The following is a 16,469-nucleotide window of genomic DNA, read 5'->3' as shown; positions in this document are numbered from 1 at the left end:
TTCGCCGCCCGCTTCCCTCTCCGAGATCGTGCCGGCTGTCGGCAGGAGTTCGCCATGCTCAATCTTCCCGTCCCCGGCCAGGGCTTCAACCTCTCGCGATGGGCGATCCACCACGGCCATCTGACGCGGTTCTTCTTCGTCCTGACGGTGATCGCCGGCGTCCTGTCGGTGATGTCGCTGGGTCAGAAGGAAGATCCGGAATTCACCTTCCGCGTCATGGTCGTCCAGGCGGTGTGGCCCGGCGCCAGCCTCGAGGAGATGCAGGACCAGGTCGTCGACAAGATCGAGCGCAAGCTCCAGGAGACTCCCGGCCTCGAATTCGTCAAGTCCTACACCCGCGCCGGCTCGGCGGTGGTGATGGTGACGATTCGCGGCGACGTGTTCGGCCGCGACGTCGCCGACGCCTTCTATCAGGTGCGCAAGAAGATCGGCGACATCTCCGGCAACTTCCCCGCCGGGGTGCTCGGCCCCTATTTCAACGACGAGTTCGGCGACACCTACGTCGCGCTCTATGCCTTGACCGGTTCCGGCTACGGCTATCCGGAACTCAAGGAATTCGCCAAGCGCGCTCGCGACACCGCCCTTCGGGTGGGCGGGGTCGAGAAGGCCCAGATCCTCGGTGATCAGGATCAGAAGATCTACGTCGACGTCTCGTCGAAGACGTTGGCCGAACGCGGCATCAACGCCCAGACCATCGCCGATGCGCTCGCCCAACAGAACGCCATGGATCCCGCCGGTCGCGTCGAATCCGGCATCCGCTCGGTGCGCATCGCCGTCGAAGGGGTGTTCCACCGCGTCGAGGACCTGCGCGAGCTGCGCATCCGCGCCGGCGCCGAGGTGATCCGCCTCGGCGACATTGCCACCGTGTCCTCCGGCCTGATCGATCCGCCCGACCGCCTGTTCCGCTTCCAGGGCAAGGACGCGGTGCTGCTCGGCGTGGTCATGAACAAGGGCGGCAACGTCACCGCACTCGGCACCGAGCTGTCGGCGGCGATGAAGACCCTGGAGGCCTCGCTGCCGGTCGGCGTCGAACTCGGCCACGTCTCCGATCAGCCCAAGGTCGTCGCCCACTCGATCGACGAATTCTTCGAGGCGCTGATCGAAGCGCTGGTGATCGTGCTGGCGGTGTCCTTCCTGTCGATCGGCTGGCGCGCCGGTCTGGTGGTGGCGGTGACCATCCCGCTGGTGCTGTGCGCCACCTTCGCGGTGATGTCGGTGATGGGCATCGATCTGCAGCGCATCTCGCTCGGTGCCCTGATCATCTCCCTCGGCCTGCTGGTCGACGACGCGATGATCGCGGTGGAGATGATGGAGCGCAAACTCGACGAGGGCCTGGACAAGATCTCGGCCGCCTCCTTCGCCTATACCTCGACCGCCTTCCCGATGCTCACCGGCACCCTGGTCACCACCGCCGGCTTCATCCCCGTCGGCTTCGCCAAGTCGACCGCGGGCGAATACGTCAACACCCTGTTCTGGGTGGTCGGCATCTCGCTGTGCGTGTCGTGGGTCGCCGCGGTCTATTTCACCCCGTGGCTCGGCAACATGCTGCTCAAGGCCCGCCCCCATTCCGGCGAGCACCGCGACGCCTACGGCACCCGCTTCTACCGTGGCCTGCGCGCCGCCATCTCGTGGTCGGTCGGCCATCGGGTGATCGTCCTGGTGGCGACGCTCGCCGCCTTCGTGGTCGGGGTCAACGGCTTCAAATACGTGCCGAAGAGCTTCTTCCCCGAATCGACCCGGCTCGAACTGCTGGTCGACCTGTGGTTCCCCGAAGGCACCGGCATCGCCGAAGTCGACGCCCGCACCCGCGAGATCGAGGCCCGCATCCTCGCCGACGGCGATCAGGCCTATATCGCCACCTTCATCGGCGAAGGCGCGCCGCGCTTCTACCTGCCGCTCGACCAGCAGCTGCGCAATCCCAACTTCTCCGAGATCCTGGTGGTCGCCAAGGACCTGCCGGCCCGCGAACGTCTGGTCGGGGCGATCCGCGGCCTGCTCTCCCGCGACTTCCCCTCGATCCGCTTCAAGGTCGACAAGCTGTTCAACGGCCCGCCGGTCGGCTGGGCCGCCCAGATGCGGGTCACCGGCCCCGATCGTCGCGAGGTCCGGCGCCTCGCCGACCGGGTCACCGAAGCCTTCCGCGCCGATCCGGTGGTCTCCACCGTCCACGACGACTGGCTCGAGCCGGTTCCGGCCCTGCGTCTGGTGGTCGACCAGGACCGCGCGCGTGCTCTGGGGGTGACGTCTCAGGTCATTCGCCGCACCCTCCAGGCGGCGCTGTCCGGCGCGCCGATCGGCGAGTTCCGCGACGGCGACGAGACCGTGTCGATCCAGCTGCGCGAATCCGAAGGCGGCCGCAATCTCCTGACCGCGGTCGAGGAGACCTACGTGCCGACCGCGTCCGGCCGCAGTGTGCCGATGTCGCAGGTCGCCCATGTCGTGCCGGTGCTGGAGCCGGGCATCGAATGGCGGCGCAACCGCCTGCCGTCGATCACCGTGCGCGGCATCATCCCCGACGGCATGCCGTCCAACGACGTCACCCAGCGCATCTACGACGGCCTGAAGCCGCTGCGCGACCAGCTCGCCCCCGGCTATACCATCGAGATGCAGGGCGGCGTCGAGGAATCGGCCAAGAGCCAGGCCTCGATCAACGCCAAGGCGCCGATCATGATCCTCGTCATGATGGTGCTGCTGATGATCCAGCTGCAGCACTTCGGCAAGACCATGCTGGTGTTCATGACCGCGCCCCTCGGGCTGATCGGCGCCTCGGCGGCGCTGATCCTCACCAACTCGGCCTTCGGCTTCGTCGCCATCCTCGGCGTGATCGCGCTCGCCGGCATCATCATGCGCAACTCGGTGATCCTGATCGACCAGATCGGCCAGGATCTCGAAGCCGGCCACCCGCCGTGGCACGCCACCGTCGAAGCCGCGGTGCGACGCTTCCGGCCGATCATGCTGACCGCCGCGGCGGCGGTGCTGGCCCTGATCCCGATCGCCCAGTCGGCCTTCTGGGGTCCGATGGCCTACGCCATGATGGGCGGCATCCTCGCCGCCACGGTGCTGACCATCTTCGTGCTGCCCGCGGCCTATGCGCTGTTCTTCCGAGTGCGCCGGCCCGAGCCGGAATCCGGCGAGGACCGCATTCTCCATGGCACGTCGGTGGAAGAGGCGCTGACCGATCCGGAGGCCGGCGCGGCGGCCGGAACCTGATCCCGGCCGCGCCGGCTCAGCGGGCCGGCGCCACCGGTCCGTCGGAGTCGCGCAGGATCAGCTCGGCCGGCCAGATCGGGATCGCCTGCGGCGGCTGCCGGCGGATCATCCGTTCCAGCACGTCGACTCCGTGACGGGCCATGTCGCGCACCGGGGTACGCACCGCGGTCAGCGGCGGCCGGGTGTGCGGCAGCAGGGCGTCGTCGCCGAGCGAGATCACCGCGACGTCGCGTCCGGGCGTCAAGCCGCACCGGTACAGCGCCGTCAGGCCGCCGTGCGCCATGCGGTTGTAGAGATAGACGAAGGCGGTCGGCGGTGACGGCTCGGCGAGCACCGCCTGCGTCGTCTCCGCGCCGCCGTCCTCGCTCGGCGGACCCTCGTAGAGCACGACCTTCAGCCCGACCGCCGCGGCTCGGCGACGCAGCGCCGCCCCGTGGGCGCGGGCATACTGATGGCGCGCCACCGGCGAGATGCAGGCGACGGCGCGATGGCCGAGTTCGGTCAGGCGCGCCACCACCGCGGCGGCCGCGGCATCGGTGTCGGGACCGATGGTGATCACCCCCGGCAGCGGCTGTTCGGTGGCCCCGAGCACCACGAAGGGGAAGTCCGAGGCGCGCAGGAAATCGATCCGCCAGTCGTCGATCTGCGGCCGCAGCAACAGGATGCCGTCGACGCTGCGCTCGCGGACCGTGCGCTTGAACGGGCCGCGATCGGCGCGGTCGCGCTCGAGATCGAGCCCGGTACCGAGCAGCACCATGTCGAGTTCGAGCTCGTCGAGGCGCGACCACGCGGCGGCCACCGCATCGAACAACATCGTGTCGGAATTGCCGAGATTGTCGAGCCAGGCGACCACCCCGATCGAATCGGTACGCCCCTTCTGGAGCCGGCGCGCCACCGCGTTGGGCACGTAGCCGATACGTGCGGCTTCGGCGAGCACCCGCCGCTTGGTGTCTTCCGCGACGTCCGCATAGTCCGACAGCGCCCGGGAAACCGTAGTGACGCTGAGGCCGAGCGCCGTCGCGATGAGGCGGAGAGACATGATTCTACTTTTTGTTGAAGGATAAGAAAATACACCAGTAGGAGCGGCGGAAGCTGGTCATATTTACGGTTCGGGCTTTTCTGATGCAAGTTCCCACTGCGAAAAAGTCCGGCCTTCGAGCGTTGGTCGGATGGTTGAGCTTCACAGTGTCCAGAGATGGCGACTTTTTCGCGTCCGGTGCACTGTCGAAGGCAGGCGCGACCGAGCGGAAGGGCGCGCAGATCAGATCGAGTAGGACCGAGAAGAACGCCTCGGACATTCGCGCCGGTGTCTCACTACTCTGCAGAACGAATGTTACGCTGCGGAAGACGTGGCCGCCCGGAATCTTCCGACGGCGCCGGTTCGTCCCGGCGAACCACCTTCGCGCCGGGCCGCGGCGGGTTGCGCGCCGCGCCTCGATCCGTCCCGCGGGCCCCGCGATCGACCGCCGTCGCGCGTGCTCGTCGCCCGGCGATTCGCGCCGCGAGGCCCGTTGACGCGGTCGGACGGAGGGTGTCTATCGGGCCGAGGCGACCCTCGGGTCGCGATGCCGACCCGAACCGGAGACCCGTCATGGCCCCGACCCGCGAGACCGTGATCGCCGCCCTCGCCGACCTCACCGGCCCCGACGGCCGCACCCCGCTCGCCGCTTCGCCGGCGCTGTCCGAGATCGCCTTCGTCGGCGACCGGGTGTTCTTTTCGATCGCCGTCGATCCGGCCCGCGCCGCCGAGTTCGAGGCCCTGCGCAAGGCCGCCGAGAGCCGCGTCGCGGCCCTTCCGGGGATCGCCGCGGCCACTGTCTCGCTGACCGCCGAACGCGATCCCGCCGCCGCGCCGCCGCCGCGCCCGGCCGCCGCGCCGCGTCCCGAATCGAAGAACCGCGTCGATCTGCCCGGCGTCCGCCACATCGTCGCGGTCGCCTCCGGCAAGGGTGGCGTCGGCAAGTCGACCACCGCCGCCAATCTCGCCTTGGCGCTGGCCGGGCTCGGCCTGCGCATCGGTCTGCTCGACGCCGACATCTACGGCCCGTCGGTGCCCAAGCTGTTCGGCCTCGGCGGTCGCCGGCCGGAACTGCGCGACGGCCGGATCATCGTGCCGATCGAGGTCTTCGGTATCCGCGTGATGTCGATCGGCTTCCTGGTCGACGAAGAGGCGCCGATGATCTGGCGCGGGCCGATGGTGATGAGCGCCGTCACCCAGCTGCTGCGCGACGTCGACTGGGGCGAGCTCGACATCCTGGTGGTCGACATGCCGCCGGGCACCGGCGACGCCCAGTTGACGCTGGCCCAGGCGGTGCCGCTGGCCGGCGCGGTGGTGGTCTCGACGCCCCAGGACCTCGCGCTGATCGACGCCCGCCGCGGCGTCGCGATGTTCGAGAAGGTCGACGTGCCGATCCTCGGCATCGTCGAGAACATGTCCTATTTCGTCTGCCCGAACTGCGGCAGCCGCCACGACATCTTCGCCCACGGCGGCGCCCGCGACGAAGCCGCCCGCCTCGGCGTGCCCTTCCTCGGCGAGATCCCGCTGACCATGGCGATCCGCGAGGGCTCGGACGGTGGTCGCCCGATCGTCATCGACGCCCCCGACGGTCCCCATGCCGTGGTCTACCGCGAGATCGCCACCCTGGTGCGCGCCCGCCTCGACGGCGCCGGCGCGGTGCGCCGCCCGCCGACCATCGTCATCGAGTGAGCCGAGGCCCGGCGGGAAGCACCGTTCCGGCCGGTGCCCGGTCGGCCGCGTGATCGATGAGCCGAAATCCGGTTGAATCGCGGCTTCACGCCGCATTACCCGAAATCCGGTTCATCCGCGCATCCACAACCCACGCCCCGGCAGCCGGTCGCGATCGTGCGGGGCGGCGAAGTCGAGCGCCGGGCCCTTGGGCACGATGCCGGTCGGGTTGATGTGGCGGATCGAATAGTAGCCGCGCTTGATGTGGTCGATGTTCACCGTCTCGGCGATGCCCGGCCATCGATACAGCTCGCGCAGGTAGCCCGACAGCGCCGGGTGGTCGACGATCCGCCGCAGATTGCATTTGAACGCGCCGAAATAGGCGGCGTCGAAGCGCACCAGGGTCACGAACAGCCGCCAATCGGCTTCGGTGAGGTGCTCGCCGGCGAGGTAGCGCGAGGTCGCGAGATGCGCCTCGAGCGCCGCCAGCATCGCGAAGACCTCGTCGAAGGCCGTCTCGTAAGCCCTCTGGGTGCGGGCGAAGCCGGCGCGGTAGACGCCGTTGTTCAGCGCCGGATAGATCCGGGCGTTCCACGCGTCGATCGTCGGCCGCAGCGGTTCGGGGTAGAGCACCACCCGATTGCCGGTCAGCCCGTCGAAGGCGCCGTCGAGCATCCGTACGATGTCGGCGGATTCGTTGTTGACGATGGTCCGCTCGACCGTGTCCCACAGCACCGGCACCGAGACCTTGCCGGTGTAGCGCGGGTCGGCACGGGTGTAGAGCTCGTGCAACGCGCCGATGCCTTCGACCGGATCGCGGCTGCGGCCGTCGGGATCGCGGAAGCTCCAGCCCTCTTCGCCGAGCTCCGGATCGGCGACGGTGATCGGGATCACCGCGTCGAGCCCCTTCAGTTTGCGCCAGATCAGCGTCCGGCTCGCCCAGGGGCAGATATAGGCGACATAGAGCCGGTAGCGTCCGGCCACCGCCGGCAGGGTCGCCGGGACCGTCGCGCCGGGAGCGTGGAACTCCGGGGTGAGGATCTCGGGCGCCACCGGCCCGCCGTCGGCGGTCAGCCAGCGGCGGAAGCGGGTCGGTTCGCGATGGAAGGCGCCGTCGCGGGTCTCGCTCGCCGCCACTTCGCCCGTCATCCAGACCCCGTCGATCAGTTGCGGCATGGTCTCGCTCCTCTCGGTGGTCGCGCCACCCGTCGTCAGACCTAGCCCCTGCGGGCCGGCCTGCCCAGCGGCGCGCGCGACGACGCACCGTTCGCCCTGAGGCGACGACCGCGGTGGAGGACCATTCGAAAATCATGCTAGGGGAAGATCGCACCACGACACGGCGAACCCGTCACCGCGTCGGGCGGCACCCGGCGCGGACCGGGCGAGGGGAGGGCGGATGCGGCCCCAGAGCGCGGCACAGGGCGACGGCTACGTCTGGCAGATCGATGTCCTGCGCCTCGTCTTCGCGGTGATGGTGGTGGTCGGGCACGCCTATGTGCTGGTCCACGAGCTCCATCCCGGCTGGAGCCCGTGGCCGATGTCGCGCCTGGTCACCGGCGGGTTGTGGGTCTCCGGCTTCTTCGTGCTCTCCGGCTACTGCATCGAGCGCGCCGGCGGTGGCCGCGCCGATCGCGACGTCGCGACCTATCTGGTGGCGCGCCTGACCCGCATTCTGCCGCTCTATGCGGTCTTCCTCGCCGTGGTCGGGATCGGCGAACTCGGCCTCGCCGCGGTCGGCGGCCGCCCGGTGATGTGGGAACCCCACGAAATCAACCTGATCTGGCAGGCCGGGATGCTCCAGGGCATCCTCGACCCATACGGCGCCTACAACGCCAGTTGGTCGCTGACCCACGAATTGCTGAGCTATCTCGCCTGGGGCGCCTGTCTGGCCCTGGTGCCGGCGCGTCGGCGGCGCCTCGTCGCCTTCGCGCTGGCTTTCGCCCTGCTCGCCCCCGGCGTCGCCGCCCATGCGGCGATCGGCACCCGCGCCAGCTACACGCTGGTGTCGCTGCCGCTCTATTTCTTCTTCTGGCTGCTCGGCAGCCTCGCCGCCACCGACGTCGACCGCATCCGCGACGGCCACGGCCGCCGGTTCGGCGCCGCGGTCCTGGCGATCGCCGGCACCGTCGCGCTGTGGAACCTGTTCCAGCCGCGCTGGGGCGACACCGTGTGGATGGTGTTCTGGTCGCTGGCGCTGGCCGCCGCCCTGTGGCTCCTGCCGCCGCGCCCCGGCGGCGTCCGGCCGAGGCCGTCGCCCCGGCTGCTGGCGATCGCCCGCGTGGCGGGGCTGGCGAGCTACCCGATCTACCTCGGCCACGGCATCGCCCTGATCGCCGCCGGCACGGTGGTCAACCACCTCGACGCCGCGCCGCCGCCGGAGGTGCTGTTCCCGGTCTATGTGGCGGTGGCGGTCGGTTTCGCGGTGATCGTCGGCTATCCGGCCGAGGTGCGGACCCTGGCCTGGCGCGCCGGGGTGTTGCGGCGCCGGCGCGCGGCGGATGCGGGCGAGTGAGGGGGCTCTTCGAGAAACCCGTCGGCCCCCGGCGATGGCATCGATACCGGCACAAACGGCAGGGTTCAGCCGAGGACCTGCCGCGGCCATCCCTTCTCCCCTTGCGGGAGAAGGTGCCGCGAAGCGGCGGATGAGGGGTCTGGGCACCCCCTCTCGAGCCGGCGCGTGCGGAACGGTCGATCCCCTCATCCGGCCTTCGGCCACCTTCTCCCGCGAGGGGAGAAGGGAAGGGGCGCTCCGCGGCGCTACCACTCGTCGCAGTGGGCGCCCCCGAACCACCGGGTGCTATTTTGCCGGGTCTCCGCAACTCCGTCCCGCGCCCCGCTTCAACCGGAACGACCGTGCCAACTCGAACCAATTTCCGAGCTCTGGATCATACATGGTGATCGTTTCGAAGCCGGGTTTGCTGATGCACCATGAAAATTGAAAAAACCTCATGCCGTGAGGCATGAGGCTGCTCATATGAACTTCCCTCTGTGGTTCGAAATATACGTGTCCGGATCTGTTTGTCGTCTCCAATTTTACTCTATCTTCTGAAAACCCTGGAAATTGGTGGGAGGTCAACTCGACCAGGGCACCTTCGACGGGTGCCCCGGTCTCGTCGACGACGGTCACCTCCGCGGTGGGGGAAATCGTGTCGAGCGTCGGAAACGGAATGCAGCCGCCGAGCATCAACGGACCGAGCACCGCGAAGGCCGAGCCGAATCGCCGCGTCCCCCCGCCCATCACCGCCTCCCGCGCCGCCCTTTCCCCTTGTACCTGGCCGTCCCCGCCGCGGTCGACGGGGCCGGACGTCGCGGCGGCTCGCCCGCGCCGAGCGGCACTTCGGTGCGGCCGACGGTCATCTCGTCGAGCGAATTCTTCCTCACCTTGGTCGGCGGGAGATTGGCGTTGCGGCCGTATTTCTTGTCGCCGGCATAGCCGCCGGTGGCGTCGTCGACCGTCGATTGCCGCGCCAGCGGATCGTCGGCGAGCACCAGCTCGGTCGCCTCCAGCCGCTTGATCTCGTCGCGCAGCCGCGCCGCCTCCTCGAACTCGAGGTTGGTCGCCGCCTTCTTCATCCGCTCGCGCAAGGACGCGATGTGGGCCGCGAGGTTGTGGCCGACCAGATGGCCTTCTTCCGCGAAGCCCGCCTCGATGGTGACGTGGTCCTGCTCGTAGACCGACGACAACACGTCGGAAATGTTGCGCTTGATCGATTCCGGGGTGATCCCGTGTTCGAGGTTGTAGGCGACCTGCTTTTCGCGGCGCCGATCGGTCTCGGCGATCGCCAGCTCCATCGAGCCGGTCATGTGGTCGGCGTAGAGGATCACCCGGCCGTCGACGTTGCGCGCGGCGCGGCCGATGGTCTGGATCAGCGAGGTCTCGGAGCGCAGGAAGCCCTCCTTGTCGGCGTCGAGGATCGCCACCAGCGAACATTCCGGAATGTCGAGACCTTCGCGCAGCAGGTTGATGCCGACCAGCACGTCGAAGGCCCCGAGCCGCAGATCGCGGATGATCTCGATGCGCTCCAGGGTTTCGATGTCCGAGTGCATGTAGCGCACCCGCACCCCGTTCTCATGGAAATACTCGGTGAGATCTTCGGCCATCCGCTTGGTCAGGGTGGTCACCAGCACGCGGTTGCCGCGCGCCGCGACCTCGCGCACTTCGCCGAGCAGATCCTCGACCTGTTTGGTCGCCGGCCGGATGTCGATCGGCGGATCGATCAGCCCGGTCGGGCGGATCACCTGCTCGACGAACACGCCGCCGGCCTCTTCGATCTCCCAGCCGCCCGGGGTCGCCGACACCGCCACCGTCTGCGGCCGCATGGCGTTCCACTCCTCGAAACGCAGCGGCCGGTTGTCCATGCAGGACGGCAGGCGGAAGCCGTATTCGGCCAGCGTCGCCTTGCGCCTGAAGTCGCCGCGGTACATGCCGCCGATCTGCGGAATGGTCACGTGGCTCTCGTCGGCGAACACCAGCGCCTCGTCGGGAAGATATTCGAACAGGGTCGGCGGCGGCTCGCCCGGCTGGCGCCCGGTCAGATAGCGCGAATAGTTCTCGATACCGGCGCACGCCCCGGTCGCCTCCATCATTTCGAGATCGAAGGTGGTGCGCTGGTCGATGCGCTGCATCTCGAGCAGCCGCCCGGCCGCTTCGAGCTCGGTCACCCGGTGCTTCAGTTCCTTCTTGATCGACTGGATCGCCTGCTGCAGCGTCGGCTTGGGCGTGACGTAATGGGAATTGGCGTAGACCTTGACGAACTTCAGGTCCTGGCTCTTCTGTCCGGTCAGCGGATCGAATTCGGCGATGCTCTCGATTTCGTCGCCGAAGAACGAGATCCGCCAGGCGCGATCTTCCAAATGGGCGGGAAACACTTCGACCGTGTCGCCGCGCACGCGGAAGGCGCCGCGCTGGAAGGCGACGTCGTTGCGCTTGTACTGCAGCGCCACCAGATCGGCGAGCAACTGCCGCTGGTCCATGCGTTCGCCGACCTCGATCGAGAAGGTCATCGCCGTATAGGTCTCGACCGAGCCGATACCGTAGATGCACGAGACCGAGGCGACGATGATGACGTCGTCGCGTTCCAACAGCGAGCGGGTGGCGGCGTGGCGCATCCGGTCGATCTGTTCGTTGATCGAGGATTCCTTCTCGATGAACGTGTCGGTGCGCGGCACATAGGCTTCCGGCTGGTAATAATCGTAGTAGGAGACGAAATATTCGACCGCGTTGTGCGGGAAGAACGACTTGAACTCGCCGTAGAGCTGGGCGGCCAGGGTCTTGTTGGGGGCGAGGATCAACGCCGGGCGCTGGGTCGCCTCGATGATCTTGGCCATGGTGAAGGTCTTGCCCGAGCCGGTGACCCCGAGCAGCACCTGGGTGCGGTCCTGGCGATTGATGCCTTCGACCAGTTCGGCGATCGCCGTCGGCTGGTCGCCGGCCGGCTCATAGGGGCTCTCCAGCACGAAGCGGATGCCGCCCTCCGACTTGGGCGGCCGTTCGGGCCGATGCGGCGTCCACAACTTGCCGTCCTTGAACAGCGGATTGCCCGAGGAGATCAGCGCCGACAGCGCCTCGACCGTGGCGGTGGCGCCGCCCTGCGGCACCTGACCGGCGTCTTCCAGGCCGATCTCCAGGCCGGACACGGCGTTGAGCCCGCTCGCCACCCGTTCGGTGGCGGTCGCCGCGTCGCCGCCGGCCTTCTTCGGCCGTCCGCGGCTCTTGGCCGGCGCCGGCGCCGGCGGCTGCGCCGCCTTGGCGATCTCGTCGGCCCAGTCCGAGATCGATCCCGACAACGGTTTTGCCCCGACGTCGAATCCGGCCTGAGGCGCCTCGCCGAAACCGGGGGGCTGCGGCGCCTCGCCGAAGCCGAACGGCGCGGCGTCGTCGCTGCCCCACGGCGGATCGGCCGGCGCTCCGGCGTCCTCCGCGGGACCACGGGCGGGCGACCGCTTCGACGGGGCGGCGGGCGAGGACGGGCGGGACGAGCGGGGCGGTCGGGTCATGCCGGGAATATGGCGTGAGTCCGGCCCTGCGGAAAGGGTCGTGTTCCCTTTTCGTGCGCATGGACGTCGTTCGACATGACGTGGTGTCGGTGCGACGATCCGAACGCCGACGCGAGACTCTTGAAGGTCAGGTTTGCCGAGCAGATATTCAGGAATGGCCTTCGTTGTGATACCTTCATGCCCTCGGGATGGTTGGTTGTCGCGGCCTTTGGTCGAGCTTGGCTGAGCAGTTTCGAACGAAGCGCTCAGATGAAAGACGACGAAGGACCTATCGGTTCGCACGACGATCGGAATACGCGAATGTTTCTCGATTTGGGGAGATGAGTGCGATGGCTGACTCGATCGAGAGAGAAGTCGAATTGAATTTCAATGCCTTCCAAGAGAAGGTCGGGGATTTGATCAAGACGGATCGCGGGAAATTTGCGTTGATGCGGAACAGCGAAATCATCGGAATTTACGATACATTGCGCGATGCGCACACGACTGGGCGGAGTTTCTACACCGATGGTCTGTTCTCGGTGCAGGTAATCGAAACGAGCCCGGTAAATCTCGGGATGTTTTCCTATGCCGTGCCTTTGGCTCAACCACAATAAGTCGCAGATTTTCATAAACGTTGCGATCTTTGATGCCAACGGGCTGGTCGATCTCGGCGGCGGAGAGGTCGATTTTGGTGCGGGGAACATCAACGATCACATGTTCAAGGCTCTGGTCGACACCGGCGCTCAGCGTACGATGATTTCGAAAGCAGCGGCGCAAAAATTGAAGCTGCGGCCCATTGGGAAATTCCCGGTTCTGGGCGTCGGTGGAGTTTCATATCACAACAATTATTTGTTCAATGTCGGATTTGTCGTTGGTTCGAAGGGGTCAGGTGAGAATGAGTACAAATTTGAGGCACATATTTTACAGGATCTAATTCAGGGTGGGGAGCTCGATTTGGAAAATGCGGGCTTCGACGTGTTGCTCGGAATGGACGTTCTTGCGACGGGATCGTTGGCGGTTGAAGGCGTAGGCACGTTCAGCTTTTCGTTCTGAATTGTGATCGGAACTATTGTCTTTTCGAGATCGAGCAGTGCAATTCCGTCTGTTGGCGTCGTGAGTTGCATGGAGCGCGGCGACTTGCACCGTTCGCACCTGGAGTGCCGCGCCCCATGGTGCAAGTCGCTGCGCTCCAGGCACCCGACGGGCCGTGCCTCAGTCCCGGAACACTACCGTGCGCTTGCCGTTGAGCAGCACCCGGTCGTCGAGGTGATGGGCGAGCGCCCGCGCCAGCACCCGCCGCTCGATGTCGCGGCCCTTGCGGACCAGCGTGTCGGGCGTGTCGTGGTGGCTGATCCGCTCGACGTCCTGCTCGATGATCGGCCCCTCGTCGAGGTCCGGCGTGACGAAATGCGCCGTGGCGCCGATCACCTTGACGCCGCGCTCGTGCGCCTGGTGATAGGGCTTGGCGCCCTTGAAGCCGGGCAGGAACGAGTGGTGGATGTTGATGCAGCGCCCGGCCAGCGCCGTTGCGAACTCGCCGGACAGGATCTGCATGTAGCGGGCGAGCACCACGATCTCGGTGTCGGTCGCCTCGATCAAGCGCAGGATCTGCGCCTCCTGCGCTGCCTTGGCGCCCGGCTCGATCGGCAGGTGATGGAAGGTCGTGTCGGTGAATTCGACGTGGGCATAGGCCTCGCGCGGATGGTTGGCGACCACCGCGGTGACGTCCATCGGCAGTTCGCCGATCCGCCGGCGATAGAGCAGGTCGACCAGGCAGTGGTCGAACTTGGACACCAGGATCATCACCCGCCGCCGCTGCGCCCGGTCGCGCAGGCTCCAGGTCATGCCGAAGCGCTCGGCGATCGGCGTCAGCCCGGCGCGCAGGTCGGCCAGCGTCGGCCCGTCGACGTCGAACACCACCCGCATGAAGAACTGGTTCGACAGCGTGTCGTCGTACTGCGCGGCATCGGAGATGTTGCAACCGCGTTCGAACAGATGGGTCGACACCGCCGCGACGATGCCCGGGCGATTGGGACAGGACAGGGCGAGGACGAAACTGGCACTCGACATCGGCGGCGGACTCCCCGGGGCTGCGACGGACCGCGCGACGGTGGGGCCGCACCGTCGGCGTTCGGCGTTTAGACCCTTCCGCCGTCGTCGTCGAGAGCCGACGCGGCCGGCGGCGCCGGTCCCGTGGCGGTCGCGTCGAGGCCGAGTTCGGCGAGCAACGCCTCGACGCCGAGCACGTCGAGGCGCGGTGCCAGCTCGCCGTCGATCATCGCCGAGGGGCCGGAGGCGCACAGGCCGAGACAATAGGCCGGTTCCAGGCGCAGCCGACCGTCGCCGGTGCGGCCGTACCAGGCGATCCCCAGGCGGGCGGCGAGCCGGTCGCCGAGGGTGCGGCCGCCCCGCCTTGCGCAGCTCTCGCCGCGGCAGACGCCGATCACATGGGCCTCGCCCGGCGCCGGCCGAAAGGTCGCGGCGAAGGCGATCAGCGCCCGCGCCTCGAAGGCCGAGACGCCGAACCGCGCTTCGAGCAGGGCCGCCGTCTCGGCGGCGCGGTGGCCCGCTCGCGCCCGCAGCAGCGGCAGCGCGCCGTCGTCGGTGGGGCCGGAGGGCATCGGAGGTTCGGCAACGGCGGGCAGGGGCAGGGGGTGAGGGTTCGCGGTCATCGGCGGGGCCTAGCCGGCGAGGATCGCCGCCAGCGCCGCCGGCACCTCGGTGATCGAGGCGAGGCGGCGGTGGCGCGGCAGATCGTCGGGGATCTCGGCGCGCTCGTGCACCCAGGTGATCTCATAGGGAATGTGCAGGCCCCAGAATCCGGCCTGGATCGCCGGCAGCACGTCGGAGGCGGCGGAATTGCCGATCATCACCGCCTCGCCCTCGCCGGCCCCCCAGCGTCCGAAGATCCGCCGATAGGTCGCCGCGGTCTTCTCCGAGACGATCTCGACGGTCTCGAACAGCTCGGCGAGGCCGGAGCGCGCCACCTTCTGTTCCTGGTCGAGCAGATCGCCCTTGGTGATCAGCACCATCGGGTGGCCGGCGCCGCGCAGCGCCCGCAGGGTCTCGACCACCCCCGGCAGCGGCTCGACCGGATGCTGCAGCATGTCGCGGCCGATCGCCAGGATCTCGGCGATCACCGCCACCGGCAGGTCGGCGTCCGACACCGCCAACGCCGTCTCGACCATCGACAGGGTGAAGCCCTTGATGCCGTAGCCGTAGAGCTTGAGGTTGCGGCGCTCGGTGGCGACCAGCCGCGCGGCGAGGTCCTCGGTCGCGGCGTGGCCGGCGAGCAGGTCCATGAAACGCTGTTCCGAGAGATGGAAGATCGTCTCGTTGTGCCACAGGGTGTCATCGGCATCGAAGCCGAGAATGCGGATCGTCATGCGTCCCCCGTCGAAGCTCCGGCTGCGACAGTAGGGGCATCGCGGCGGCGCGGCAAGGCGGACGTCGGCGGTTGACAGCGCCGCGTCGGCGCGCACAGTGCCGGCCGATCGACATCCCAGGGAGAGACGAAATGCGCACCCATCCGTTCGGTGAGACGGGCTTCACCGTGAGCGAAATCGGCTTCGGGGCCTGGCAGATCGGCGGCTCGTGGGGCGAGGTCGGCGAGGCCGAGGGCCGCGCCGCGCTCACCGCCGCGCTCGACGCCGGTGTGACCTTCGTCGACACCGCCGACGTCTACGGCGACGGCCGCTCCGAGAAGATCATCGCCGATGTACTCGGCAACCGCCGCGGGCCGCGCCCGATGGTCGCCACCAAGGCCGGCCGCCGCCTCGACCCGCATGTCGCCGACGGCTACACCAAGGCCAATCTCGAGGCCTTCGTCGACCGCAGCCGCGCCAATCTGAAGGTCGACACCCTCGATCTGGTGCAACTGCACTGCCCGCCGACCGAGGTGTTCTATCGCCCCGAGGTCTTCGCCGGTCTCGACGAACTGGTCGCCCGCGGCAAGATCGCCCACTACGGCGTCAGCGTCGAGAAGGTCGAAGAGGCCCTGAAGGCGATCGAATACCCCGGCGTCCGCTCGGTCCAGATCATCTACAACCTGTTCCGTCAGCGCCCCGCCGGCCTGTTCTTCGCCGAGGCCAAGCGCCGCAACGTCGCGATCATCGCCCGCGTGCCGCTGGCCAGCGGGCTGTTGTCCGGCAAGATCGGCCGCGACACCGCCTTCGCCGCCGACGACCACCGCGCCTTCAACCGCCACGGCGAGGCCTTCGACGTCGGCGAGACCTTCGCCGGCGTGCCCTTCGAGGTCGGCCTGACCGCGGTCGAGGAAGTCCGCGCCCTGGTGCCGCTGGAGGCGTCGATGGCCGCCTTCGCGCTGCGCTGGATCCTGATGTCCGACGCGGTCACCGTGGTGATCCCCGGTGCCCGCAACGCCGCCCAGGCCCGCGCCAACGCCGCCGCCGCCGAACTCGCGCCGCTCACCCCGGCGGTGATGGCCGCGACCCGCGAGATCTACGATCGCCTGATCGCCCCCCACGTCCACCAGCGTTGGTGAGGCGAGCGGCGGGATCCGAATCCGCCGCCGCCACCGATTTCATCTCCGATTGCTGCGAGGCCCGCGAAACCGCCGTTTCGCGGGCCTTTTGCC

At 68.2% G+C, this 16,469-nt stretch carries 11 protein-coding genes and 1 pseudogene; 6 read left to right on the top strand and 6 right to left on the bottom strand.

Annotated elements, in window-relative coordinates:
- Positions 1 to 54: 54 nt before the first annotated feature.
- Positions 55 to 3,210 (top strand): efflux RND transporter permease subunit, encoded by a 3,156-nt coding sequence (locus EYW49_RS02020; protein WP_131305440.1) that lies wholly within the window; start codon positions 55 to 57, stop codon positions 3,208 to 3,210.
- A gap of 16 nt (positions 3,211 to 3,226) precedes the next feature.
- On the opposite strand, the gene EYW49_RS02015 is transcribed toward EYW49_RS02020, so the two are convergent.
- Positions 3,227 to 4,249, bottom strand: coding sequence for a LacI family DNA-binding transcriptional regulator (locus EYW49_RS02015; RefSeq protein WP_131305438.1), 1,023 nt, complete (start codon positions 4,247 to 4,249; stop codon positions 3,227 to 3,229).
- Positions 4,250 to 4,801: 552 nt separating this feature from the next.
- Between EYW49_RS02015 and apbC the strand changes: the two genes are divergently transcribed.
- A complete protein-coding gene (gene apbC / locus EYW49_RS02010) occupies positions 4,802 to 5,917 on the top strand; it encodes an iron-sulfur cluster carrier protein ApbC (RefSeq protein ID WP_131305436.1) in 1,116 nt (371 codons plus the stop codon).
- Positions 5,918 to 6,028: 111 nt separating this feature from the next.
- Here apbC and EYW49_RS02005 read toward each other — a convergent pair whose 3' ends face one another.
- Positions 6,029 to 7,072 carry a glutathione S-transferase family protein gene (locus tag EYW49_RS02005; protein ID WP_131305434.1) on the bottom strand — a complete coding sequence of 348 codons (1,044 nt, stop codon included), beginning with the start codon at positions 7,070 to 7,072 and terminating at the stop codon, positions 6,029 to 6,031.
- A gap of 220 nt (positions 7,073 to 7,292) precedes the next feature.
- Here EYW49_RS02005 and EYW49_RS02000 point away from each other — a divergent pair, with 220 nt between their 5' ends.
- Positions 7,293 to 8,408, top strand: a complete 1,116-nt coding sequence (locus EYW49_RS02000) for an acyltransferase family protein (protein WP_131305432.1) — start codon at positions 7,293 to 7,295, stop codon at positions 8,406 to 8,408.
- An 875-nt stretch (positions 8,409 to 9,283) separates the two neighbouring features.
- Here EYW49_RS02000 and uvrB read toward each other — a convergent pair.
- A pseudogene (gene uvrB, locus EYW49_RS01995) lies at positions 9,284 to 11,893 on the bottom strand (excinuclease ABC subunit UvrB); the annotation flags it as partial.
- A 329-nt stretch (positions 11,894 to 12,222) separates the two neighbouring features.
- Between uvrB and EYW49_RS01990 the strand changes: the two are divergent.
- Both EYW49_RS01990 and EYW49_RS01985 read left to right on the top strand, forming a co-directional pair.
- Complete coding sequence (locus EYW49_RS01990) at positions 12,223 to 12,486, top strand: hypothetical protein (protein ID WP_131305428.1); 264 nt, start codon at positions 12,223 to 12,225, stop codon at positions 12,484 to 12,486.
- Entirely contained in the window at positions 12,458 to 12,925 is a 468-nt protein-coding gene (locus EYW49_RS01985) for a retropepsin-like aspartic protease (RefSeq protein ID WP_131305426.1), read from the top strand. The genes EYW49_RS01990 and EYW49_RS01985 overlap by 29 nt, the downstream gene beginning before the upstream one ends.
- A gap of 159 nt (positions 12,926 to 13,084) precedes the next feature.
- On the opposite strand, the gene purU is transcribed toward EYW49_RS01985, so the two are convergent.
- From purU to EYW49_RS01970, 3 genes are all read right to left on the bottom strand, one after another.
- A complete protein-coding gene (gene purU, locus EYW49_RS01980) occupies positions 13,085 to 13,942 on the bottom strand; it encodes a formyltetrahydrofolate deformylase (protein WP_131305424.1) in 858 nt (285 codons plus the stop codon).
- Between the two features lie 68 nt (positions 13,943 to 14,010).
- Positions 14,011 to 14,493 (bottom strand): NAD(P)H-dependent oxidoreductase subunit E, encoded by a 483-nt coding sequence (locus EYW49_RS01975; protein WP_206365356.1) that lies wholly within the window; start codon positions 14,491 to 14,493, stop codon positions 14,011 to 14,013.
- 60 nt (positions 14,494 to 14,553) lie between these two features.
- On the bottom strand, positions 14,554 to 15,258 hold the full coding sequence (locus EYW49_RS01970) for an HAD family hydrolase (RefSeq protein ID WP_131305421.1): 705 nt from the start codon (positions 15,256 to 15,258) through the stop codon (positions 14,554 to 14,556).
- A gap of 131 nt (positions 15,259 to 15,389) precedes the next feature.
- Between EYW49_RS01970 and EYW49_RS01965 the strand changes: the two genes are divergently transcribed.
- Positions 15,390 to 16,376, top strand: coding sequence for an aldo/keto reductase (locus EYW49_RS01965; protein ID WP_131305419.1), 987 nt, complete (start codon positions 15,390 to 15,392; stop codon positions 16,374 to 16,376).
- Positions 16,377 to 16,469: the final 93 nt, after the last annotated feature.

Source organism: Siculibacillus lacustris (assembly GCF_004328075.1).
Taxonomy (GTDB): domain Bacteria; phylum Pseudomonadota; class Alphaproteobacteria; order Rhizobiales; family Ancalomicrobiaceae; genus Siculibacillus; species Siculibacillus lacustris.
This window is presented reverse-complemented; position numbering and strand designations above follow the sequence as displayed.